This is a genomic window from Streptococcus sp. oral taxon 431 (genome assembly GCF_023115445.1).
Classification (GTDB): Bacteria; Bacillota; Bacilli; order Lactobacillales; family Streptococcaceae; genus Streptococcus.
The window spans coordinates 44,886-66,657 of sequence record NZ_JALDUI010000012.1 but is presented as its reverse complement, the minus strand read 5'-3'; the positions used below and the strand labels follow the sequence as shown (position 1 = coordinate 66,657).

24 protein-coding genes are annotated in these 21,772 nt (G+C 38.3%); 22 read left to right on the top strand and 2 right to left on the bottom strand.

The genetic code is table 11. The features are described from left to right. The first annotated feature begins 279 nt into the window (after positions 1-279). From M1R56_RS07270 to whiA, 8 genes are read left to right on the top strand one after another with little or no spacing between them, the layout of a single operon-like run. Positions 280-786, top strand: coding sequence for a dihydrofolate reductase (locus tag M1R56_RS07270; RefSeq protein ID WP_248035378.1), 507 nt, complete (start codon positions 280-282; stop codon positions 784-786). Continuing rightward, on the top strand, positions 786-956 hold the full coding sequence (locus M1R56_RS07265; protein ID WP_000442260.1) for a hypothetical protein: 171 nt from the start codon (positions 786-788) through the stop codon (positions 954-956). Before M1R56_RS07270 ends, M1R56_RS07265 begins: the two co-directional genes overlap by 1 nt. Positions 957-992: 36 nt before the next feature. Continuing rightward, a complete protein-coding gene (gene clpX, locus M1R56_RS07260; protein ID WP_025169664.1) occupies positions 993-2,225 on the top strand; it encodes an ATP-dependent Clp protease ATP-binding subunit ClpX in 1,233 nt (410 codons plus the stop codon). A gap of 8 nt (positions 2,226-2,233) precedes the next feature. Further along, positions 2,234-2,821, top strand: coding sequence for a ribosome biogenesis GTP-binding protein YihA/YsxC (gene yihA / locus M1R56_RS07255; protein WP_248035375.1), 588 nt, complete (start codon positions 2,234-2,236; stop codon positions 2,819-2,821). A 9-nt stretch (positions 2,822-2,830) separates the two neighbouring features. After that, the gene (locus M1R56_RS07250; protein WP_248035373.1) at positions 2,831-3,211 is read left to right on the top strand and encodes a RidA family protein; all 381 of its coding nucleotides are present in this window, start codon (positions 2,831-2,833) and stop codon (positions 3,209-3,211) included. Between the two features lie 51 nt (positions 3,212-3,262). Beyond that, positions 3,263-4,153: an RNase adapter RapZ gene (gene rapZ, locus M1R56_RS07245; RefSeq protein WP_153225750.1), complete on the top strand. Its 891-nt coding sequence runs from the start codon at positions 3,263-3,265 to the stop codon at positions 4,151-4,153. Then, complete coding sequence (locus M1R56_RS07240; RefSeq protein WP_153225749.1) at positions 4,150-5,127, top strand: YvcK family protein; 978 nt, start codon at positions 4,150-4,152, stop codon at positions 5,125-5,127. Before rapZ ends, M1R56_RS07240 begins: the two co-directional genes overlap by 4 nt. Next, on the top strand, positions 5,124-6,035 hold the full coding sequence (whiA, locus tag M1R56_RS07235; RefSeq protein WP_153225748.1) for a DNA-binding protein WhiA: 912 nt from the start codon (positions 5,124-5,126) through the stop codon (positions 6,033-6,035). The genes M1R56_RS07240 and whiA overlap by 4 nt, the downstream gene beginning before the upstream one ends. Before the next feature lie 212 nt (positions 6,036-6,247). Here the strand turns inward: whiA and tnpA are convergent, their stop codons facing one another. Next, positions 6,248-6,712 carry an IS200/IS605 family transposase gene (gene tnpA / locus M1R56_RS07230; protein ID WP_248035372.1) on the bottom strand — a complete coding sequence of 155 codons (465 nt, stop codon included), beginning with the start codon at positions 6,710-6,712 and terminating at the stop codon, positions 6,248-6,250. Positions 6,713-7,098: 386 nt separating this feature from the next. Here tnpA and M1R56_RS07225 point away from each other — a divergent pair, with 386 nt between their 5' ends. The 5 genes from M1R56_RS07225 to M1R56_RS07205 are packed head-to-tail and all read left to right on the top strand — an operon-like array spanning position 7,099 to position 11,320. After that, a complete protein-coding gene (locus M1R56_RS07225; RefSeq protein ID WP_153224926.1) occupies positions 7,099-7,794 on the top strand; it encodes a lantibiotic protection ABC transporter ATP-binding protein in 696 nt (231 codons plus the stop codon). Between the two features lie 2 nt (positions 7,795-7,796). Further along, the gene (locus M1R56_RS07220) at positions 7,797-8,534 is read left to right on the top strand and encodes a lantibiotic immunity ABC transporter MutE/EpiE family permease subunit (RefSeq protein WP_153224927.1); all 738 of its coding nucleotides are present in this window, start codon (positions 7,797-7,799) and stop codon (positions 8,532-8,534) included. Further along, complete coding sequence (locus M1R56_RS07215) at positions 8,534-9,271, top strand: lantibiotic immunity ABC transporter MutG family permease subunit (RefSeq protein WP_248035370.1); 738 nt, start codon at positions 8,534-8,536, stop codon at positions 9,269-9,271. Before M1R56_RS07220 ends, M1R56_RS07215 begins: the two co-directional genes overlap by 1 nt. A 19-nt stretch (positions 9,272-9,290) precedes the next feature. Beyond that, positions 9,291-9,950: a response regulator transcription factor gene (locus M1R56_RS07210; protein WP_248035367.1), complete on the top strand. Its 660-nt coding sequence runs from the start codon at positions 9,291-9,293 to the stop codon at positions 9,948-9,950. Further along, the gene (locus tag M1R56_RS07205) at positions 9,941-11,320 is read left to right on the top strand and encodes a HAMP domain-containing sensor histidine kinase (RefSeq protein ID WP_248035366.1); all 1,380 of its coding nucleotides are present in this window, start codon (positions 9,941-9,943) and stop codon (positions 11,318-11,320) included. The genes M1R56_RS07210 and M1R56_RS07205 overlap by 10 nt, the downstream gene beginning before the upstream one ends. A 371-nt stretch (positions 11,321-11,691) precedes the next feature. On the opposite strand, the gene M1R56_RS07200 is transcribed toward M1R56_RS07205, so the two are convergent. Beyond that, positions 11,692-12,660, bottom strand: coding sequence for an NAD(P)/FAD-dependent oxidoreductase (locus M1R56_RS07200; RefSeq protein WP_248035364.1), 969 nt, complete (start codon positions 12,658-12,660; stop codon positions 11,692-11,694). 134 nt (positions 12,661-12,794) lie between these two features. Between M1R56_RS07200 and cdaA the strand changes: the two genes are divergently transcribed. From cdaA to M1R56_RS07155, 9 genes are all read left to right on the top strand, one after another. Then, positions 12,795-13,652, top strand: a complete 858-nt coding sequence (cdaA, locus tag M1R56_RS07195) for a diadenylate cyclase CdaA (protein WP_045763531.1) — start codon at positions 12,795-12,797, stop codon at positions 13,650-13,652. Continuing rightward, positions 13,639-14,430 carry a CdaR family protein gene (locus M1R56_RS07190; protein WP_153224932.1) on the top strand — a complete coding sequence of 264 codons (792 nt, stop codon included), beginning with the start codon at positions 13,639-13,641 and terminating at the stop codon, positions 14,428-14,430. Before cdaA ends, M1R56_RS07190 begins: the two co-directional genes overlap by 14 nt. Positions 14,431-14,454: 24 nt before the next feature. Continuing rightward, a complete protein-coding gene (glmM, locus tag M1R56_RS07185; protein WP_248035362.1) occupies positions 14,455-15,804 on the top strand; it encodes a phosphoglucosamine mutase in 1,350 nt (449 codons plus the stop codon). Between the two features lie 65 nt (positions 15,805-15,869). Further along, positions 15,870-16,244, top strand: coding sequence for a DUF1149 family protein (locus tag M1R56_RS07180; protein ID WP_153224934.1), 375 nt, complete (start codon positions 15,870-15,872; stop codon positions 16,242-16,244). A 3-nt stretch (positions 16,245-16,247) separates the two neighbouring features. Next, positions 16,248-17,096 (top strand): DegV family protein, encoded by an 849-nt coding sequence (locus tag M1R56_RS07175; protein ID WP_248035360.1) that lies wholly within the window; start codon positions 16,248-16,250, stop codon positions 17,094-17,096. Between the two features lie 173 nt (positions 17,097-17,269). Beyond that, positions 17,270-18,037 carry a 4-hydroxy-tetrahydrodipicolinate reductase gene (dapB, locus tag M1R56_RS07170; RefSeq protein ID WP_248035359.1) on the top strand — a complete coding sequence of 256 codons (768 nt, stop codon included), beginning with the start codon at positions 17,270-17,272 and terminating at the stop codon, positions 18,035-18,037. Beyond that, entirely contained in the window at positions 18,034-19,233 is a 1,200-nt protein-coding gene (locus tag M1R56_RS07165; protein WP_248035357.1) for a CCA tRNA nucleotidyltransferase, read from the top strand. Before dapB ends, M1R56_RS07165 begins: the two co-directional genes overlap by 4 nt. Beyond that, positions 19,230-21,098 carry an ABC-F family ATP-binding cassette domain-containing protein gene (locus M1R56_RS07160; protein ID WP_248035355.1) on the top strand — a complete coding sequence of 623 codons (1,869 nt, stop codon included), beginning with the start codon at positions 19,230-19,232 and terminating at the stop codon, positions 21,096-21,098. Before M1R56_RS07165 ends, M1R56_RS07160 begins: the two co-directional genes overlap by 4 nt. Then, positions 21,098-21,400: a hypothetical protein gene (locus M1R56_RS07155; RefSeq protein WP_248035353.1), complete on the top strand. Its 303-nt coding sequence runs from the start codon at positions 21,098-21,100 to the stop codon at positions 21,398-21,400. Before M1R56_RS07160 ends, M1R56_RS07155 begins: the two co-directional genes overlap by 1 nt. The last annotated feature ends 372 nt before the right edge of the window (positions 21,401-21,772 follow it).

The window sequence follows — 21,772 nt, the reverse complement described above, 5'->3', positions numbered from 1 at the left end:
TTTGGGACCAATTCGTCTATTGTATAGAAGCCATATTGCTTACGATTATAATCAGGTTTTTCTTTGTGAAACATAGGAAACACCTCACAACTCTTCTTACCTCTATTATACGACTTTACACAAAGAAAAGCCCTTAGAAACTTGAGTTCCAAGGACTTTGTCTTCAATCTGAATCCGTAGAAAGTTTCTACGGATTTTTTCTATTTAGGAGGGCGTTCCAAAACAGTCTTTTTTCAAGATTTTTGATAAAATAGAACTATCAATGAAAAGGATGAAAGCATGACAAAGAAAATCGTAGCCATTTGGGCTCAAGATGAAAAGGGTGTGATTGGTAAGGACAATCGTCTGCCTTGGCATTTGCCAGCAGAACTGCAACATTTCAAGGAAACAACTCTGAATCATGCTATCTTGATGGGGCGCGTGACCTTTGATGGGATGGGGCGTCGCTTGCTTCCAAAACGGGAGACCTTGATTTTGACACGTAACCTAGAAGAAAAGATAGATGGAGTTGCTACTTTTCACGATGTCCAGTCTGTCTTGGACTGGTATCAGGTTCAAGAAAAGAATCTCTACATTCTCGGTGGGAAGCAGATTTTTCAGGCTTTTGAGTCCTATTTGGATGAAGTGATTGTGACTCACATTCATGCTCGGGTGGAGGGAGATACCTATTTTCCTGAGGAGTTTGACTTATCTCTTTTTGAGACAGTTTCAAGCAAATCCTATACCAAAGATGAGAAAAATCCTTATGATTTTACCATCCAATACCGCAAGAGAAAGGAAGTCTAATGGAACGTAGTATATTTGGTTTTTTCACAGCTATGCTGTGTTTGGTCTGCTTGCTTGCAGGGGCACAGGCTTTTCGTAAAAAGCGCTATGGACTTTCTGTCCTGCTCTGGTTAAATGCCTTTACCAATTTGGTCAATAGTATCCATGCTTTTTACATGACCTTATTTTAGATAGAATGACAGTATAGAATAGAACGGAAGGAAATCATGCCTACAACTAGGAATAATGATATGATGGTTTATTGCTCATTTTGTGGCAAAAGCCAAGAAGAAGTACAAAAAATAATTGCTGGGAACAACGCCTTTATCTGTAATGAATGTGTGGAGTTGGCCCAGGAAATCATTCGTGAAGAGTTGGCTGAGGAAGTCTTGGCAGACTTGTCAGAAGTTCCAAAACCAATCGAACTCCTCCATATCTTGAACCACTATGTAATCGGTCAAGACCGTGCCAAACGGGCTTTAGCAGTAGCAGTATACAACCACTACAAACGCATCAATTTCCACGATACGCGTGAAGAGTCAGAAGATGTGGATTTGCAGAAGTCAAACATCTTGATGATTGGCCCAACTGGCTCAGGGAAAACTTTCCTTGCCCAGACCTTGGCTAAGAGCTTGAATGTGCCTTTTGCGATTGCGGATGCGACAGCTCTTACCGAGGCTGGTTATGTGGGTGAGGACGTGGAAAATATCCTCCTCAAACTCCTGCAGGCCGCTGACTTTAACATTGAGCGCGCAGAGCGTGGCATTATCTATGTGGATGAAATTGACAAGATTGCCAAGAAGAGTGAGAACGTGTCTATCACACGTGATGTTTCTGGTGAAGGGGTGCAACAAGCCCTTCTCAAGATTATTGAGGGAACAGTTGCAAGCGTGCCGCCTCAAGGTGGACGCAAACATCCGCAACAAGAGATGATTCAAGTGGATACCAAAAATATCCTCTTCATCGTGGGTGGTGCTTTTGATGGTATTGAAGAAATTGTCAAACAACGTCTGGGTGAAAAAGTCATCGGATTTGGTCAAAACAATAAGGCGATTGACGAAAACAGCTCTTACATGCAAGAAATCATCGCAGAAGATATTCAAAAATTTGGCATTATCCCTGAGTTGATTGGACGCTTGCCTGTCTTTGCAGCTCTTGAGCAATTGACAGTGGATGACTTGGTTCGTATCTTGAAAGAGCCAAGAAATGCCTTGGTAAAACAATACCAAACCTTGCTTTCTTATGATGATGTCGAGTTGGAATTTGACGACGAAGCCCTTCAAGAGATTGCAAATAAGGCCATCGAACGCAAAACTGGTGCGCGTGGTCTTCGCTCCATCATCGAAGAAACCATGCTAGATGTCATGTTTGAAGTACCGAGTCAGGAAAATGTGAAATTGGTCCGCATCACAAAAGAAGCTGTCGATGGAACGGATAAACCAATCCTAGAAACAGCCTAGAGGTGACTATGGAACTTAATACACATAATGCTGAAATCTTGCTCAGTGCGGCTAACAAGTCCCACTACCCACAGGATGAACTGCCAGAGATCGCTCTTGCAGGGCGTTCAAATGTTGGTAAATCCAGCTTTATCAATACCATGCTGAACCGTAAGAATCTGGCTCGTACGTCAGGGAAACCTGGGAAAACCCAGCTTCTCAACTTCTTTAATATTGATGATAAGATGCGTTTTGTAGACGTGCCTGGTTATGGTTACGCCCGTGTTTCCAAAAAAGAACGCGAAAAATGGGGTCGTATGATTGAGGAGTACTTGACTACTCGAGAAAATCTTAGAGCAGTTGTCAGTCTTGTAGACCTTCGACATGATCCATCAGCAGATGATGTACAGATGTACGAATTTCTTAAATATTACGAGATTCCTGTCATCATTGTTGCGACAAAGGCAGACAAGATTCCGCGGGGGAAATGGAACAAGCACGAATCAGCTATTAAAAAGAAATTAAATTTTGATCCAAGCGATGATTTTATCCTCTTTTCATCCGTAACAAAAGCAGGAATGGATCAAGCTTGGGATGCTATTTTAGAAAAATTGTGAGGAATACAAATGGCAAAAACAATTCATACAGATAAAGCTCCAAAGGCAATCGGACCTTACGTTCAAGGAAAAATCGTTGGCAATCTTTTGTTTGCTAGCGGTCAAGTTCCTCTATCTCCTGAAACTGGAGAAATCGTAGGAGAAACGATCCAAGAACAGACTGAACAAGTTTTGAAAAACATTGGAGCTATTTTAGCAGAGGCAGGAACGGATTTTGACCATGTTGTTAAAACAACTTGCTTCTTGAGTGATATGAACGACTTTGTACTTTTCAATGAGGTATACCAAACAGCCTTTAACAAGGAATTTCCAGCTCGTTCAGCTGTAGAAGTAGCTCGTCTTCCTCGCGATGTAAAAGTCGAAATTGAAGTCATCGCAGAGATTGGATAAGCGAGTTGAAGTTTGGTTCTTCCAAACTTCTTTTGATATAAGGAGACAAAGATGACAAAGAAACAACTTCACCTGGTGATTGTAACAGGGATGAGTGGTGCAGGAAAAACTGTAGCTATCCAATCCTTTGAAGATTTAGGATATTTTACCATTGATAATATGCCACCAGCCCTCTTGCCAAAGTTTTTGCAGTTGGTAGAGACCAAGGATGACGACCACAAGTTAGCCCTAGTGGTGGATATGCGAAGCCGCTCTTTCTTCTCAGAGATTCAAGCTGTCTTGGATGAATTGGAAAACCAAGATGATTTGGACTTTAAAATCCTCTTTTTGGATGCGGCAGATAAGGAATTGGTGGCACGCTATAAGGAAACTAGAAGAAGTCACCCTCTAGCAGCAGATGGTCGTATCTTGGACGGGATTAAGCTGGAACGCGAACTCTTGGCACCATTAAAAAATATGAGCCAAAACGTGGTAGACACGACAGAGTTAACTCCCCGTGAACTTCGAAAGACCATTGCAGAGCAGTTTTCAGATCAAGAACAGGCTCAGTCCTTCCGTATTGAGGTTATGTCTTTCGGGTTTAAATATGGCATTCCTATTGATGCTGACTTGGTATTTGATGTCCGTTTCCTCCCAAATCCTTACTATCTACCAGAACTTCGCAATCAGACAGGTGAAGACCAGGCCGTTTATGACTATGTTATGAATCATGAAGAATCTGAAGATTTCTACCGCCATTTGTTGGCCTTGATCGAACCAATCCTACCTGGCTACAAAAAAGAAGGAAAATCTGTTTTAACCATTGCAGTAGGTTGTACAGGAGGACAACACCGGAGTGTTGCCTTTGCCAAACGATTAGCCAATGATTTGTTTAAGAATTGGCCTGTAAATGAAAGCCATCGTGATAAAGACCGAAGAAAGGAAACGGTAAACCGTTCATGAGAAAACCAAAAATTACGGTGATTGGTGGAGGAACCGGAATCCCTGTTATTTTAAATAGTTTAAGGGAAAAGGATGTGGAAATTGCAGCCATTGTAACCGTTGCGGATGATGGCGGTTCTTCAGGCGAATTGCGTAAAAATATTCAACAGTTGACACCTCCAGGGGATTTACGTAATGTCCTTGTGGCCATGTCAGATATGCCAAAATTCTATGAAAAGGTCTTTCAATACCGTTTTTCTGAGGATGCAGGTGCTTTTGCTGGTCATCCATTAGGAAACATTATCATAGCTGGCTTATCTGAAATGCAGGGTTCAACCTATAATGCTATGCAATTACTGAGTAAATTTTTCCATACGACAGGAAAGATTTATCCATCTAGTGACCATCCTTTGACACTCCATGCCGTCTTTAAAGATGGAACAGAAGTAGCTGGAGAAAGTCACATTGCAGACCATCCAGGCATGATTGACCATGTTTATGTCACCAACACTCTAGACGATGAGAAACCGCAGGCTAGCCGCCGAGTTGTCAATACCATTCTTGAGAGTGATATGATTGTCTTGGGTCCAGGCTCCCTCTTTACTTCGATTTTGCCGAATATCGTCATTGAGGAGATTGGTCAGGCTCTTCTGGAAACCAAGGCTGAAATTGCCTATGTCTGCAACATCATGACTCAGCGCGGAGAGACAGAACATTTCTCAGATAGTGATCACGTAGCAGTCTTGCATCGTCATTTGGGTAGACCATTTATTGATACAGTACTTGTTAATATCGAGAAGGTACCTAGAGATTATATGGATACCAATCGTTTTGATGAGTATTTAGTACAGGTTGAGCATGATTTTGACGGTTTGCATCAACAAGTTCCCCGTGTCATTTCATCCAACTTCCTACGTTTGGAAAATGGTGGTGCCTTCCATGATGGGGATTTAATCGTGGATGAATTAATGCGTATCATACAGGTGAGAAAATGAGTTTCACAGTAGCAGTAAAAGAAGAAATCCTAGGTCAACACCACCTGAGTCGCTATGAGTTATCAGCTATTATCAAGATGTCTGGAAGCGTAGGTTTGTCTAGTTCTGGCTTGACCTTGTCCGTTGTTACAGAGAGTGCCAAGCTTGCCCGCCATCTCTATGAATCGTTTTTACACTTTTATGGTATTAAGTCGGAGATTCGTCATCATCAGAGAAGCAATCTTCGTAAAAATCGGGTCTATACTGTGTTTACAGATGAACAAGTCCAAGAACTTTTAGCGGATTTGCGTTTGGCTGATTCTTTCTTTGGTCTGGAGACGGGAATTGATCCGGATATTTTAGGAGATGAAGAAGCAGGTCGTGCCTATCTTTGTGGTGCATTTTTAGCAAATGGGAGTATTCGGGATCCCGAGTCAGGCAAGTATCAGCTGGAAATTAGTTCAGTTTATCTGGACCATGCCCAAGGGATCGCTTCGCTCTTGCAGCAGTTCTTGTTAGATGCCAAGGTGATTGAACGAAAAAAAGGTGCAGTGACCTATCTCCAGCGAGCAGAAGATATTATGGATTTCCTGATTTTAGTAGGAGCTATGGAGGCACGTGATACTTTTGAAGGTGTCAAGATTCTCCGAGAAACTCGAAATGACCTCAATCGTGCCAATAATGCAGAGACGGCAAATATTGCTCGTACGGTTTCTGCAAGCATGAAAACCATTAATAATATCAGTAAAATCAAAGATAGAATTGGCTTGGATAATCTGCCAGCAGACTTGCAGGAAGTTGCCCGTCTGCGTATCCAGCATCCAGACTATTCTATTCAAAAGTTGGCAGATAGTCTGACAAATCCCTTAACCAAAAGTGGTGTCAATCATCGCCTGAGAAAGATCAACAAAATTGCAGAGGAACTGTAAAATATAATATATTGATGTTCAAAAAAGATATATCGAGATTGATGTTTAAAAATTTTTAAAATAACCTCAAATCATAACCACCCGTCTAACGGGTGGTTTGCACCAGGGCTATAAGCCCAAATTACCAGCCAGCGCCTAAAGACGCTGGCTTTCACGTTGTTCAAGCCTCATTGCTCTTGACTCGTCACTTGCCTCTTAAAGAGGCGTGAGTATTACTTGCCACTATCCCTAAAGGGATCCTCATATTCTTTTACACTTAATTTATCTAGTGCTATATCATGCTTTTCCTGACCTTGTATGTATTTCCTTATCGTGGCTTCATTAAGCCCTACTGTACTCACATAATAACCTTCTGCCCAGAAATGCCGATTCCCAAACTTATATTTCAAATTGGCGTGTTTGTCAAACATCATGAGTGCACTTTTACCCTTTAAATAACCCATGAAACTAGAAACACTTATCCTTGGTGGAATACTTACTAACATATGTACATGATCTGGCATCAAGTGTCCTTCGATAATTTCAACTCCTTTATAGCTACACAAACGATGAAATATTTTACCTAAACTACTCCGATATTGATTATAGATGACTTTTCGTCTATACTTAGGGGTGAACACAATGTGATACTTACAGTGCCACTTTGTGTGTGATAAACTATGAGACTTTTGTACCATGGTTTTCTCCTTTCGCTTTACAATTGGCTTGAACACCTTTATTGTATCGCGTTTGGAGTTTTTTTGGTATAACCTTCGACGCGCACCCGCATAGCGGGTGGTTTATTTGTCTCGCACCTCACGGAGCGAGACGGACTAATAGTCACATAAATTTAAAAAATTCTACTGAAGTTTCATTCAGTAGAATTTTCATTTTCAGAGGATTCGTTGTTTTAATAGATTAAGGTTCTAGATAGAATACTAAAAATTTCAAATTTTTATTTTTAATCTTCATTAAATTGCGTATTTATAGTTTATTTTTTAGATCAATAAAAGTTATGTATTTTCTTTATAAAATCTTTAAATTTATATTTTATTATTGAAGTGTAAATTTAAGGAGGATCAAAATGGAAAAAAATATTTTAGAGACACGGAATTTGTCAAAGAAATTTGGGAATCAACTTGTAGTGAATAATATTTCATTACAAGTGAAAGAGAATAGTATCTACGGATTACTTGGTCCAAATGGTGCTGGGAAATCAACTACACTAAAGATGATAACAGGAATGCTCCATAAATCGTCCGGAGATATTATATTTGATAATCATATATGGAGTAGAAAGGATCTCGAACAAATTGGTGCCTTGATAGAGTTACCTCCGTTGTATGAGAACTTAAGTGCAAGAGAAAATTTAAAAGTAAGAACAATGTTACTTGGATTACCCGAATCAAGAATTGATGAAGTTCTAAAAATCGTTGGTCTATCAAATACAGGTAAAAAAAGAAGTGGAAAATTTTCTTTGGGAATGAAACAACGATTAGGAATTGCAATAGCACTGTTAAATAATCCTAAATTATTAATTTTAGATGAGCCAACCAACGGCTTAGATCCATTGGGAATTCAAGAATTAAGGGAGATGATTCTTGGTTTTCCAAAACAAGGCATTACAGTAATTCTATCCAGCCATAATATTTCCGAAGTTGAGCAAGTTGCAGATTATATCGGAATAATATGTGAAGGTGAATTAAAATACCAAGATATAAAAAACTCTCAAGAAAGTTTAGAAAATTTATTTTTGGAAGTAGTAAAGAAGGGGAATTAAAAATGATAAATTATATCCTTAGTGATTATTTAAAATATAAAAGAACTTTTTTAAAAAAAATAATCTATATAATACCTATATCTTTGATAATTCTTTCTTATATACTGGCACCACCATATTTTACAGTAGATTCATATAATTGGTGGTATACTATAATTATGCCAATTACTTATGCACTGATTCTTGCTTTAATGAATCGATACGAAGATAAAAAAATAAAATATAGGGCAGTTTATCCTCTAAGTATTGATTTAAGAAAGATTTGGATATCAAAAATTATTGTAGCAAGCTGTTTGATTCTGATGACAAGTTTGGTTCATTTGATAGCAGTTTTAATTGTGCAATTTATTTTTGGAGAACAAATATTTTTAAGCTATAGCTTTAGTACTTTATTAGTTTCGAGTATAGCATTAGTGGTATCAAGCATATGGCAAATTCCATTTTGCCTACTATTAGCTAAAAAGTTTGGTTTTTCTATTAGTCTTATGATAAATGGTTTACTAGGTGTTGTACTTGGAATTATGTTTTCTGCTGGAGATTATTGGTTGTTTTCCCCATATAGTTGGAGTATAAGAGCTATGGTTCCAATGCTGAAAATTATGCCAAATGGACTACCAGCAGATGCAGGAAATATGATGTTAAACACATCCATTTTGCCTCCATGTATCTTCTCAATTCTGTTATTTCTTCTATTATCTTACTTATCATCTATTTGGTTTGCAAAACAGGAGGTGGGATAGTGATAAATATTTTAAAGTCTGAACTATATAAGATAAAACATACTTGGTTACCCTGGTTATATCTGTTTCTCCCAATACTATTTGTGATTATGATATATGCTGGTTTTAAATTTACGAGCCTAAGTAGGTATTCAATTGAGGATGTCACATTAAATTATTTGATTACGTTAGGTGCATTGTTCCCGATTATTATTGGTTTTATTACTGCAAAGGTAATAGAAATGGAAGCAGAAGCAGGTTGTTTTCAGATAATGTTAACTGGTTCGCAATCAAGAACTAGTATGTATATTGGTAAGTTATTATCCTTATTGTTGTGTGCATCTCTATCACTTGTTATACTCCAAAGTAGTTTTTTGATGTTTTTTAATTATCAAGAATTTTATGATTTGATATTGGAATCAGTCTTAATGATTATAGGAGTTGTTCCGTTATATTTAATACATCTGGTTATTAGCCTCAGATTTGGGAGTGGAGCCTCTATTGGTCTTGGTTTTTTTGAAACTTTGATAGCGCTACTTGCTGTTACAAGTATGGGGGATAATATTTGGTATTACTTACCAAGTTCATGGCCTTCCAGACTTTGTGGTCTTTATTTTGTAGATAAAATTTCAGGTGAAAACTCATTTTATTTTGAATTTTTTAAATGGTCTTTAGTTGCAACACCAATAATAGTTGTAATGTTATTTGTAAGTTTGATTTGGTTTAATAAATGGAACGGCAGAACTAATATGGAATAGAAATGAAGGTGGTAATAAGATGGTGAAAATATTAGCCATAGATGATGAAATGGATCTTTTGGTCTTAATCAAAAATATTTTAACGCAAAAATTATATCATGTAGATATTTTTCAAAATCCAACAGAAGTACCTATTTCTAAATTATCAGAGTATGATTTAATCTTGTTAGATATAATGATGCCAAAAATCGATGGTATATCTTATTGTAAATCTATTAGAGATAGAGTAGACTGTCCCATCTTATTTTTAACTGCAAAATCTTTGGAAAGTGACATTGTTTCGGGTTTTTCAACAGGAGCTGATGATTACATTTTAAAACCTTTTGGAGTAAATGAATTAATTGCGAGAGTTGATGCCCATTTACGTCGAGAAAACCGAGAGAGACATTTAAGTTTAAATCTTGGAGAAATTAGATTTGATTTATCAGCGAATTTAATTTATGTAAATGATAAGAAAATTCCTTTTACAAAATCTGAGTATCGAATTTGTGAACTTCTAGCTCGTAGGCGCGGGCAAGTATTTTCAAGAGAACAGATTTATGAGATGATATTTGGATATGATGGGATAGGTAATTCTTCAGCTATTTCAGAACATATTAAGAATATTCGTGTAAAACTACAGAAGGAAGGTGTATCTCCAGTTGTAACTGTATGGGGGATTGGATATAAATGGGAATAAAATTAAAAGGGCAATCGCTAAGAATAATATTTTTAGAATATCTAATAAGTGTAGGAATTGTACTGTTTCTTTCAGTTGGTTTAGTAATTCTGATGTTCACCACCATGTATTCATTAGGATTTATTTTACCTGCCGATTACACAGAAAATCAGATTTATGAGCGGAAGAATGCGATAGCCAATACAGAGACTTTTGATAAAAATCTTATACCAGATAATGCTTCATATCTATTAATTTCAAAGGATGGGAATATCATTTCTAGTTCAATGAGTAAAGATGAAGAAGATAGAGCAATTCGATACTATAATAATGAGAAAGTATATAATACCCCATCTTATAGCTATATAGAAATTTTACGAAATGACGGTTATTGTATTATTCAATATTCAGTAAAACCCTATTTTACAAATAACTTCATGGCAAAATATTTTCCTAATGTCAATACAGTGTATGTCAGTATTCTTATTTTAGTTAGTTTACTAAATACATTGGTTGTTACAATAGTATGGGCTAAGTATCTTGTAAAACAGCTCTCACCTATATTTGCTGTTTCCGAAAAAATATCAGAACAAACTTTAGATTTTGAACTGCATTATTCAAGAGTCAAAGAATTTAATGAAGTTCTATTTAGTTTGGAGAAAATGAGAGATGCTTTGCAAGAGTCATTAATCAAAGAGTGGATACAGGAAGAAAATAAGCAAAAACAGATTTCTGCCTTGATACATGACTTGAAAACCCCAGTATCTATTGTTCAAGGAAATGCTGAGTTGCTTAAAAATACATCTGTAACAGCGGACCAGAGTATTTATATAGATTATATATTGAGGAACAGCAATAGAATATCTGAATATATAAAAACACTTCTAATCATGAATAAGAATTCTAATGCCACTGAATATCAGCCACAATTGTTGGTAGTAAAAGCTGTATCAGAACAATTGGTAACAGTTTCTAAAGAATTAATGTCAATTAATTCTAACAATCTAAAAACTAATGTAGTAGTTGAAGATGGTATAATGAGTGTAGACATGAAACTCTTAGAGAGAGCTTTACAAAATGTCTTAACTAATTCAATTGAAAATAATAATGGAATAGTTACATTGGAATTGGATATAAAAACTGTAGATAAATTTTTAGAAATATCAGTATTAGATGATGGGAAAGGTTTTTCTGATATCGATTTAATTCACGCAAAAGAACAGTTTTATCGTGGAGATTATAGCAGGCATTCTGCAACCAATTATGGTATTGGACTATTTATTACTGAACAAATAATTAAATTACATGGTGGATCAGTAATCTTGAAAAATAGAGAAGCTTGTCGTGGTGCTGAAGTTAAATTTAGATTACCGATACGGAATAATAAATGAGCCAGATTAACACTTAACTTAATCTACCAACCACTAACATCAAACTTTATAACATGTTCATAACTGTATTTAACGTCAATTTGTAAATGTTAACTTCGAAGTTTCACTACAAATTACACTAAGATAGAATATTATCTAGTATTACTCATACGGTGCACAGAGTTTGTTAGTCTTAATATGTCGGAATAAGGGAAATATTAAAAAAATTAATCAATAAGTATTAAACTTTCTATAAAAAGCAAATAAAGGTGGTTAGTGGAAAAGTTTTTAAAATCATGAAAACGCATAATAGCAAGTTCTTTAGATACTTGTTATTATGCGTTTTATCATGAAATTTCACTTGATTTTTTAATAAAATTGTAATTTTGACATTATAGACTTGTAGAGTGTTTTGGTTGTACTTTTTGTTCGGGGTCGATATAGTTGATAGCATTATTAACAGCAGTTGGTGCTTCACCTAGACCTGTCGCAATCAAGTCAATCTTACCTTCGTAGTAGCAGCAGTCACCGATAGCATAAATTCCAGCTTGGCTTGACTCTTGCTTGCTATTGACGATAATCTTGTGGCGGTTCAGTTCTAATCCCCATTTTTTAAGATTACCTACAGAAGATTTAAAGCCATAGTTGACAAAGAGGTGGTCCAATTCAATGGTTTCAGTCTCATCGGATTTAACTTTTGTAATTTCAAGTTTATCTAAAGTTTTTCCATCTCCAAGAAGTTGACTCGGCACAAATGGTGTTTTGATAGTTACAGAAGACTCTTGCAAGGCTTGTACGCTATGCTCAAGTGCACGGAAGTTATCGCGACGGTGAACAAGTGTAGTTGGAGCAATCTTTTCAAAAGCTAAAGCCCAGTCAACGGCTGAGTCACCACCACCCAGGATGGTTACCTTCTGACCAGCATATTGTTGAATATTAGAAACGTGGTAGTGGATATTGTCATAGCCTTCAACACCTTCTAATTCAAGTGGACGTGGTTTAAAAGCACCGCCTCCCATAGCAATAATAACGGTTTTAGAAGTATGATTTCCCTTATTAGTTGTAATCTTAAAAACATCATCCTCTTTTTCAATCTCAAGAACAGTTTCATTGAGGTGAACAGGTGTCTCAAACCCTTCAAGTTGTTCCAAAAGGCGGTTAGTCAATTCTTCCCCTGTGAGGTTTGGAAAACCTGGAACATCGAGAATTTGTTTTTCAGGATATAGGATGGCAGGTTGACCACCTAGTTGAGGAAGAGAATCGATGATTTGTACTTTGGCTTGACGAAGGTGAGCATAAAAGGCTGCGAAAAGACCGACAGGTCCACCTCCTACAATGGTAATATCATATAGTTCAGACATGGTTTCTCCTTAATTCATTTCTATCATTTTATTCTATCATATTTTCTACCAATTTAAAATGAAGTAGGGGGAAGAAAATTTTCATATAAAATGATATAATGAAGAGTAGCTTTTTTATGGAGAGGAGGCCTAGAATGAATTTTCAGCAATTATCTAATCTTCAATACTGGTCTAGTTTGTTTTCCAGTCCTTGGAGTATTCTGATAAATGTGATTGATATTCTTATCGTTGCCTATATCTTATACCAATTTACAAAATCAATTGCAGGAACCAAGATTATGATCCTGGTTCGAGGTGTTTTAGTGTTTATCTTAGCTCAGATAGCAGCAAATACCCTAGGCTTAACGACTATTTCTTGGTTGATCAATCAATTGATTACTTACGGTGTTATCGCAGCGGTTGTTATTTTCTCTCCAGAAATTCGGACAGGTTTAGAGCGATTAGGACGTGCGACTGATTTCTTTTCAAGTACACCAATGAGTTCAGAAGAACAGATGATTCAGGCCTTTGTCAAAGCAGTTGAATATATGAGCCCGCGGAAAATTGGAGCACTTGTATCAGTTCAGCGTGTCAGAACCTTGCAGGAATATATTTCCACGGGGATTCCTTTAGATGCTAAGATTTCTGCAGAACTCTTAATCAATATCTTCATTCCAAACACACCTTTACATGATGGTGCAGTCATTATAAAAGGTGATCGAATAGCTGTAACATCTGCTTATCTTCCGCTTACTGAAGACACTGGTATTTCTAAGGAGTTTGGAACGCGACACCGTGCAGCCATTGGTTTATCTGAGGTTTCTGATGCTCTCACTTTTGTGGTATCAGAGGAAACTGGAGGTATTTCCATTACCTATAATGGTGTCTTTAAGCATGATTTAACGATGGAAGAATTTGAGGAAGAGCTACGTCGTATACTGATCCCGGAAAATTCACAAGAGCCAAGCTTAACAGAGCGTATATTAGGAGGCTGGAAGAATGAAAAAAAATAGTTTATATATCATCTCCTCACTCCTCTTTGCTTGCGTTTTATTTATTTACGCTACCTCTATAAATTATCAAAATAATAATAATGCAAGACCGGCTCGAACAGAAACCTATACCAATACGGTCGTAAATGTACCGATTGATATTCAGTACGATAGTGAGCAGTATTTTATTAGCGGTTTTAGTTCAGAAGTAACAGTATTTTTGACTGGATCCAATCGAGTAACCTTGGCTAGTGAGATGCAAGAAAGCACTCGTAAATTTAAGGTTACTGCAGATTTAACACAAGCGACAGAAGGAACCGTTGAGGTTCCCTTGACCATTGAGAATCTACCGAGCGGTTTAACAGCCCTAGCAACACCGCAGAAAATCACCGTTAAAATTGGGAAGAAGGCAACACGGGATAATTTACCAGTCACTCCACAGATTGACTCTGGTAAGGTTGATGAACGAATTCTCATCGATAGTGTGACTGTTTCAGATGAACGCGTTTCGGTTACTAGTGATGCTGATACCTTATCCAAGATTGATAAGATTGTGGCTGTTTTACCAACTAGTGAAAAAATTACAGGAAATTATACGGGTTCAGTTCCTCTACAAGCTATTGATAAGAATGGAACAGTTTTACCAACGGTGATTAAACCGTATGAAACAACCATGAAGATAACAACGAAACAAGTTCGATCAGCAAGTAGTTCTAGCTCATCAACGACAAGCTCATCTTCGGGCAGTTCGTCTTCAACTGGTTCTGAAACCAAGCCAGACTCTTCAAAAAAAGATTAATAAAACAATAGAAAAGGATAAAAAATGGGTAAATATTTTGGAACGGACGGAGTCCGTGGAGAAGCAAACGTAGAATTAACGCCAGAATTAGCTTTTAAATTGGGACGTTTTGGAGGTTATGTCCTCAGTCAACATACGACTGAAGCACCGAAAGTGTTTGTAGGACGTGACACTCGTATCTCAGGTCAAATGCTTGAAGCAGCGTTGATTGCTGGTCTCCTTTCAGTCGGAATTCACGTTTATAAGCTTGGAGTTCTTGCAACACCAGCAGTAGCTTACTTGGTGAAAACTGAGGGAGCGAGTGCAGGTGTCATGATTTCAGCAAGTCACAACCCAGCTCTTGATAACGGAATTAAATTCTTTGGTGGTGACGGCTTTAAACTAGACGATTACAAAGAAGCAGAAATCGAAGCCTTGCTTGATGCAAGTGAAGATACTCTTCCACGTCCAAGTGCAGAGGGCTTAGGTACGGTTGTTGACTATCCAGAAGGCTTGCGTAAATATGAAGCCTACCTCGTTTCAACTGGAACTCCTCTTGAAGGGATGAAGGTTGCCTTGGACACTGCTAACGGAGCAGCTGCAACAAGTGCTCGTCAAATTTTTGTAGACCTAGGTGCTCAATTAACAGTTATTGGTGAAACACCAGATGGTCTTAACATCAACTTGAACGTTGGTTCAACTCATCCAGAAGCTTTGCAAGAACTTGTAAAAGAAAGTCAATCTGCCATTGGTCTAGCCTTTGATGGTGATAGCGACCGCTTGATTGCTGTTGATGAAAATGGCGACATCGTCGATGGTGACAAGATTATGTACATCATTGGGAAATACCTCTCTGAAAAAGGTCAATTGGCTCAAAACACAATTGTGACAACAGTTATGTCCAACCTTGGTTTCCATAAGGCCTTGGATCGTGAAGGGATCAATAAAGCAGTCACTGCAGTTGGAGACCGCTATGTCGTTGAAGAAATGAGAAAATCTGGCTACAATCTCGGTGGTGAGCAGTCAGGTCACGTTATCTTGATGGATTACAATACAACAGGTGATGGTCAGCTTTCAGCAGTTCAATTGACCAAGATCATGCAAGAAACAGGTAAGAGTTTGTCTCAATTGGCCTCAGAAGTGACCATTTACCCACAAAAATTAGTCAATATCCGAGTTGAAAATGCCATGAAAGAAAAAGCTATGGAAGTGCCAGCTATCAAGGCCATTATCGAGAAGATGGAAGCAGAAATGGCAGGCAATGGTCGCATCCTCGTTCGCCCAAGTGGAACGGAGCCACTCTTGCGTGTCATGGCTGAAGCCCCAACCACTGAGGAAGTAGACTACTATGTAGACACTATTGCTGAAGTTGTTAAAACTGAGATTGGTATTTAGTAAATCTAGCAGAAAATAAAAAAATATGGTACAATGGCAACTATATTGTACCAATGGAGATGAAAATGAATTTAAAACGTGAACAAGAATTTGTTAGTCAGTATCACTTTGATGCGCGTAACTTTGAATGGGAAAATGAAAATGGAGCACCTGAAACTAAGGTAGATGTAAACTTCCAGTTGCTTCAGCATGATCAAGAAAATCAAGTTACCTCTTTAGTAGTTGTTTTGAGCTTTATGATTGTCTTTGATAGATTTGTCATTAGTGGAACGATTTCTCAAGTCAATCATGTTGAAGGTCGTATTATCGACCAACCAAGTGATTTCAGCCAAGAAGAAGTTGAGACACTAGCTCGTCCATGTTTGGATATGCTTAATCGTTTGACTTATGAAGTAACAGAAATTGCCCTTGATATACCGGGAATTAATTTGGAGTTTTAAGAAATGAAATTAGCGGTCATAACAGACTCATCTGCTTTTCTACAAGCGGAAACCTTGCGGAAAGAAGATTTATTTGTGCTAGACATTCCTGTGAATATCGATGGACAGGAGTATGTTGAAGGTGTAAATCTAACCGCTCAAGAATTTTATGAAAAGATGGCTTCAGCAAGCGAATTGCCAAAAACGAGCCAACCAAGTATTGCCAAGTTGGATGAAATTTTATCATCATTAAAAGATAAAGGCTATACACATGCCTTGGGGCTTTTCCTATCTTCTGGAATTTCAGGATTTCACCAAAATATCCAGTATATGAAGGATGAATATGAAGGGTTAACCATTGCCTTTCCTGATACCCGTATTACAAGCGCTCCCCTAGGCTATATGGTTGAGAGTGTCTTTAGATGGGCAGAGCAAGGCGAAGAGTTTACTACCATTTTAGATCAGTTGGAAAATCAAATCCAGAAAACTTCAGCCTTTATCATGGTGGATGATCTTGACCATCTAGTTAAGGGGGGACGACTCTCTAATGGTGCAGCCATTTTGGGGAATCTCCTTAGTATCAAGCCAATCCTATATTTCAATGGCCAGGGTGTGATAGAAGTATATGAAAAGGTTCGTACAGAGAAAAAGGCTACAAAACGCTTAGTTGAAATTGTTAAAGAAGCAACAGCTAATGGGAATTACCAGATTACTGTCATTCACGGGAATGCTCCTCAAAAAGCAGCAGATTTGCGCCATCTTTTAATCGATGGTGGAGTGGCTACAGATGTTTCAATTGCAACCTTCGGTAGTGTTATTGGGACTCACCTGGGAGAAGGAAGTATTGCTCTGGGCTATACACCCATAATCTAGACTATTTTTCATGGACAGTTAAGGTCCTTTGTATCTTAGAAATTGAACACGGACTACCTACTTACCTTTTGAAAAAAGATGTCTGTCTTGCCTTTCGTGTATAGTCAGCGCCATTCCCTATTTTTCATGGGCGACTAAGGTCCTTTGTATCTTAAACAGGAGTAGAGATTGAGATGAGTATTCGAGTAATTATTGCTGGTTTTAAGGGGAGAATGGGCCAATCTGCTTGTCAGATGGTTTTGTCTGATCCTGAACTTGAACTAGTAGCAGTATTGGATCCTTTTGAGTCTGCATCTGACTGGCAGGGAATTCCAGTATTCAATGATAAGAATGACTTGGCAGGTTTTGAGGCAGATGTGTGGGTGGACTTTACAACACCAGCTGTTGCCTATGAGAATACCCGTTTTGCGCTTGAAAATGGCTTTGCTCCTGTCGTTGGAACAACAGGTTTCACTAGTCAAGAGATTGAAGAACTAAAAGAATTTTCTCGTTCTAAAAACTTGGGTGGCTTGATTGCTCCTAACTTTGCTTTGGGTGCTGTCTTACTCATGCAATTTGCGGCACAAGCTGCAAAATACTTCCCAAATGTAGAGATTATTGAGCTTCACCATGACAAGAAAAAAGATGCCCCTAGCGGAACAGCTATCAAAACAGCGGAATTGATGGCAGAGGTTCGTGAGTCTATCCAACAAGGTGCTAGTGATGAGGAAGAACTCATCGCTGGTGCACGTGGAGCTAATTTTGATGGTATGCGAATCCACTCAGTCCGTTTACCAGGTTTGGTAGCTCATCAGGAAGTTATATTTGGAAATCAGGGAGAAGGATTGACCCTACGTCATGACTCCTATGATCGTAGCTCCTTCATGACAGGGGTGAATTTGGGAATCAAAGAAGTTGTCAAGCGTCATGAGCTTGTCTATGGATTAGAACACTTATTATGAGATTAACACAAATGCCTTCTGAATTTCAGAAGGCTTTACCAGTATTAGAAAAAATTAAAGAAGCAGGCTTTGAAGCCTATTTTGTTGGAGGCTCTGTTAGGGATGCCCTACTCAATCGTCCCATCCATGATGTAGATATCGCGACGTCATCTTATCCAGAAGAGACCAAGCAGATTTTCCCTCGTACAGCTGACATTGGCATTGAGCATGGAACCGTTTTGGTTTTAGACGGAGATGAAGAGTACGAAGTGACCACTTTTCGAACAGAAGATGTCTATGTAGACTACCGTAGACCAAGTTCAGTTTCTTTTGTTCGTTCGTTAGAAGAGGACCTCAAACGCCGAGATTTCACAGTCAATGCCTTTGCCTTGGATGAAGAAGGGGAAATCGTTGATTTATTTGATGGTTTACAAGATCTAGAAAATCAAGTTTTACGAGCAGTTGGTGTAGCTAGTGAACGTTTCAACGAAGACGCGCTACGCATTATGCGCGGATTTCGTTTTCAAGCCAGTCTTGGTTTTGAACTCGAGCAAGAAACCTTTGAAGCGATGAAGACCTTAACGCCACTCTTAGAGAAAATCTCTGTGGAGCGTACTTTTGTTGAATTTGATAAACTTTTACTGGCTCCCTATTGGCGAGTAGGTTTATCTTCCATGATTGCAAGTAAAGCTTATGATTATCTTCCAGATATGGCTGGTAGTCAGGACAAACTCCAATCTTTGTTTGACTTAGAGGTTGATTTTACCTTTGAATCTTCTGAGCAAGCCTGGGCAGCACTTTTATGGGTTTTAGAAGTGGAAGATGCTCAACAATTTTTGAAACATTGGAAAACTTCGCGTCAATTTGCCAAGCAAGTTCAAGATTTACTTACAATCTTAGAACTTCGTGAAGAAGGAGAACTAAGCAAGCGCGATTGTTACCGCTTTGATCTAGATTTACTTTTACAGGCTGAAAATCTTCGCCGAGCTCAAGGGAAAGAAGTCAATCCGCAAGCTATCACAGAAACCTATGAGAGTTTGACCATTCATGATAAGAAAGAAATTCAAATCAATGGTGGGATTTTGATCAAAGAATATGGCTATCAACCAGGACCAGAAATGGGAGAAATTTTAGCAGAGATTGAGAATGCTATTGTGGATGGAGATTTGGAAAATAACTTGGAAGCTATTCATACCTACTTGAGGGAGAAAAAATGAGTGATTTTATTGTTGAAAAACTAAGTAAATCCGTTGGAGACAAGACTGTCTTTAAGGATATTTCCTTTATCATCCATGACTTGGACAGAATCGGTCTTATCGGTGTCAATGGAACTGGAAAAACAACCCTTTTAGATGTTCTTTCAGGAGTTTCTGGTTTTGATGGTGACGTAAGCCCTTTTTCGGTAAAAAATGATTACAAGATTGGCTACTTGACTCAGGACCCAGATTTTGATGATAGTAAGACTGTCTTGGATACTGTTCTATCGAGTGATTTGAAAGAAATCCAGTTGATCCGTGAGTATGAATTGCTCATGCTCAACTACAGTGAGGATAAGCAGGCACGTTTGGAAAGGGTTATGGCGGAGATGGATTCCCTCCAAGCTTGGGAAATTGAGAGTCAGGTCAAGACCGTTCTCAGCAAGTTGGGTATTCAGAATTTATCAACTCCCGTTGGAGCCCTGTCAGGTGGTTTGCGAAGACGGGTTCAGTTGGCGCAAGTCCTTCTGGGCAACCATGATCTTTTGCTTCTTGATGAGCCTACCAACCACTTGGATATTGCGACCATTGAGTGGCTAACCCTCTTCTTGAAAAATTCCAAGAAAACAGTGTTATTTATCACCCACGACCGTTACTTCCTAGATGCGCTTTCAACGAGAATTTTCGAGTTGGACCGAGCTGGTTTGACAGAATATCAAGGAAATTACCAAGACTATGTTCGTCTCAAGGCTGAACAGGATGAGCGCGACGCAGCTCTTCTTCACAAAAAGGAACAGCTTTACAAGCAAGAATTGGCTTGGATGAGACGGCAACCTCAAGCTCGTGCAACCAAGCAACAGGCACGCATCAATCGATTCCATGACTTGAAAAAGGAGGTTTCTGATACTAGTGTTGAAACAGACTTGAGCATGAATTTTGAAACTAGCCGTATCGGTAAAAAGGTCATCGAGTTTAAGGATGTTTCCTTTGCCTATGACGACAAACAGATTCTGCAAGATTTTAACCTTTTGATTCAAGCCAAAGACCGTATCGGAATCGTTGGTGACAATGGTGTTGGTAAGTCAACTCTTCTCAATCTCATTGCGGGGAGTCTTGAACCTACTGAAGGACAAGTTATCATCGGTGAGACGGTTCGAATCGCCTATTTCTCTCAACAAATCGAAGGTTTGGATGAAAGCAAGCGAGTTATCAATTACCTACAAGAAGTGGCAGAAGAGGTTAAGACCAGTGGTGGCTCTACAACATCCATTGCAGAATTACTAGAACAATTTCTTTTCCCGCGTTCAACGCACGGTACCTTGATTGAGAAGTTGTCGGGTGGTGAGAAAAAACGACTTTACCTCCTTAAACTTCTCCTAGAAAAGCCCAATGTACTTTTATTAGACGAACCGACTAATGACCTAGACATTGCAACCTTGACAGTTCTAGAAAATTTCTTACAAGGTTTTGCTGGTCCAGTTTTAACTGTTAGTCACGATCGTTATTTTCTTGATAAGGTTGCGACTAAGATCCTTGCCTTTAAGAATGGGACCATCCGTCCTTTCTTTGGGCATTACACAGACTACCTAGATGAAAAGGCCTTTGAAGAAGAAGCGACAAGTCAAGTTCAAAAGGCTGAGAAAGAAAAAGTCGTCAAAGTCCGCGAAGAAAGGAAACGGATGACCTACCAAGAAAAGCAAGAATGGGCAAGTATTGAAGGTGACATCGAAGCCTTGGAAAACCGCATCTCTTCTATAGAGGAAGAAATGCTAGCAAATGGTTCTGACTTTGGGAAACTAGCGACTCTTCAGAAAGAATTGGACGAGAAGAATGAAGCCTTGCTGGAAAAATATGAACGCTATGAATATTTAAGTGAGTTAGCTTAATGGAAGAAAAAATTATCAAATGGAGCAGTAAGAAAATCATTTGGACTATTGTTCTCTGCTTAGTTGAGTTAGCTTTTCTTCTTTGGATCCTATCTTTTATGATGACCTATCCCAAGGAGGCACCTGTGGGATTGGTGGCATTAAGACTCTTTGTCTTATTCTTAATCATCATTGTTGGATGGATTTTGTATGAACGTTTGCGACTTCTTTTTTCAGATAAAGAGTATTTGAAATGTACGGTCCAAGGTTTTTCCTATAAGCCACATCCTAAAAAAGATTGGCAGTTTTATTCCTGGGGGTAGGTAGAAACGTTTTCTCTTATGAGAATCAAGGGTGGTAGAAGTTCAAGGGATTTTTATACTATTGAAGTTCATTTTTATGACAAGGATTTTAAAAAATTCAACTCTTTATGGAATCGTCTACGAAGTAGATTTTTGACTGCAAAGCAAGCAAATGTTTTGAAAATCCCAATCTATTTGCTGGATGTTGGTTTACCACGCAGAGTATTTGAAACCATGTCCTACTTTGAGCGAGAGTGGCGCATCCAACAAAATCGTCAACGCAATCAAAAATCTAAAAGCAAAAAGAAGGAAAGATTTCATTAAACGAGCAATAGTTACAGATTTGATCAGAAGCCTTGGACTCAGTTTCCAGGGTTTCTTTCTATTTCTCTT

Coding starts and splice junctions, on each gene's coding strand:
- rapZ (WP_153225750.1), top strand. CDS start 3,263: ATGACAAAGAAACAACTTCACCTGGTGATTGTAACAGGGATGAGTGGT.
- M1R56_RS07250 (WP_248035373.1), top strand. CDS start 2,831: ATGGCAAAAACAATTCATACAGATAAAGCTCCAAAGGCAATCGGACCT.
- clpX (WP_025169664.1), top strand. CDS start 993: ATGCCTACAACTAGGAATAATGATATGATGGTTTATTGCTCATTTTGT.
- M1R56_RS07225 (WP_153224926.1), top strand. CDS start 7,099: ATGGAAAAAAATATTTTAGAGACACGGAATTTGTCAAAGAAATTTGGG.
- whiA (WP_153225748.1), top strand. CDS start 5,124: ATGAGTTTCACAGTAGCAGTAAAAGAAGAAATCCTAGGTCAACACCAC.
- cdaA (WP_045763531.1), top strand. CDS start 12,795: ATGAATTTTCAGCAATTATCTAATCTTCAATACTGGTCTAGTTTGTTT.
- M1R56_RS07200 (WP_248035364.1), bottom strand. CDS start 12,660: ATGTCTGAACTATATGATATTACCATTGTAGGAGGTGGACCTGTCGGT.
- M1R56_RS07270 (WP_248035378.1), top strand. CDS start 280: ATGACAAAGAAAATCGTAGCCATTTGGGCTCAAGATGAAAAGGGTGTG.
- M1R56_RS07165 (WP_248035357.1), top strand. CDS start 18,034: ATGAGATTAACACAAATGCCTTCTGAATTTCAGAAGGCTTTACCAGTA.
- M1R56_RS07155 (WP_248035353.1), top strand. CDS start 21,098: ATGGAAGAAAAAATTATCAAATGGAGCAGTAAGAAAATCATTTGGACT.
- yihA (WP_248035375.1), top strand. CDS start 2,234: ATGGAACTTAATACACATAATGCTGAAATCTTGCTCAGTGCGGCTAAC.
- M1R56_RS07220 (WP_153224927.1), top strand. CDS start 7,797: ATGATAAATTATATCCTTAGTGATTATTTAAAATATAAAAGAACTTTT.
- M1R56_RS07210 (WP_248035367.1), top strand. CDS start 9,291: ATGGTGAAAATATTAGCCATAGATGATGAAATGGATCTTTTGGTCTTA.
- dapB (WP_248035359.1), top strand. CDS start 17,270: ATGAGTATTCGAGTAATTATTGCTGGTTTTAAGGGGAGAATGGGCCAA.
- M1R56_RS07180 (WP_153224934.1), top strand. CDS start 15,870: ATGAATTTAAAACGTGAACAAGAATTTGTTAGTCAGTATCACTTTGAT.
- M1R56_RS07160 (WP_248035355.1), top strand. CDS start 19,230: ATGAGTGATTTTATTGTTGAAAAACTAAGTAAATCCGTTGGAGACAAG.
- M1R56_RS07175 (WP_248035360.1), top strand. CDS start 16,248: ATGAAATTAGCGGTCATAACAGACTCATCTGCTTTTCTACAAGCGGAA.
- M1R56_RS07240 (WP_153225749.1), top strand. CDS start 4,150: ATGAGAAAACCAAAAATTACGGTGATTGGTGGAGGAACCGGAATCCCT.
- tnpA (WP_248035372.1), bottom strand. CDS start 6,712: ATGGTACAAAAGTCTCATAGTTTATCACACACAAAGTGGCACTGTAAG.
- M1R56_RS07190 (WP_153224932.1), top strand. CDS start 13,639: ATGAAAAAAAATAGTTTATATATCATCTCCTCACTCCTCTTTGCTTGC.
- glmM (WP_248035362.1), top strand. CDS start 14,455: ATGGGTAAATATTTTGGAACGGACGGAGTCCGTGGAGAAGCAAACGTA.
- M1R56_RS07205 (WP_248035366.1), top strand. CDS start 9,941: ATGGGAATAAAATTAAAAGGGCAATCGCTAAGAATAATATTTTTAGAA.
- M1R56_RS07265 (WP_000442260.1), top strand. CDS start 786: ATGGAACGTAGTATATTTGGTTTTTTCACAGCTATGCTGTGTTTGGTC.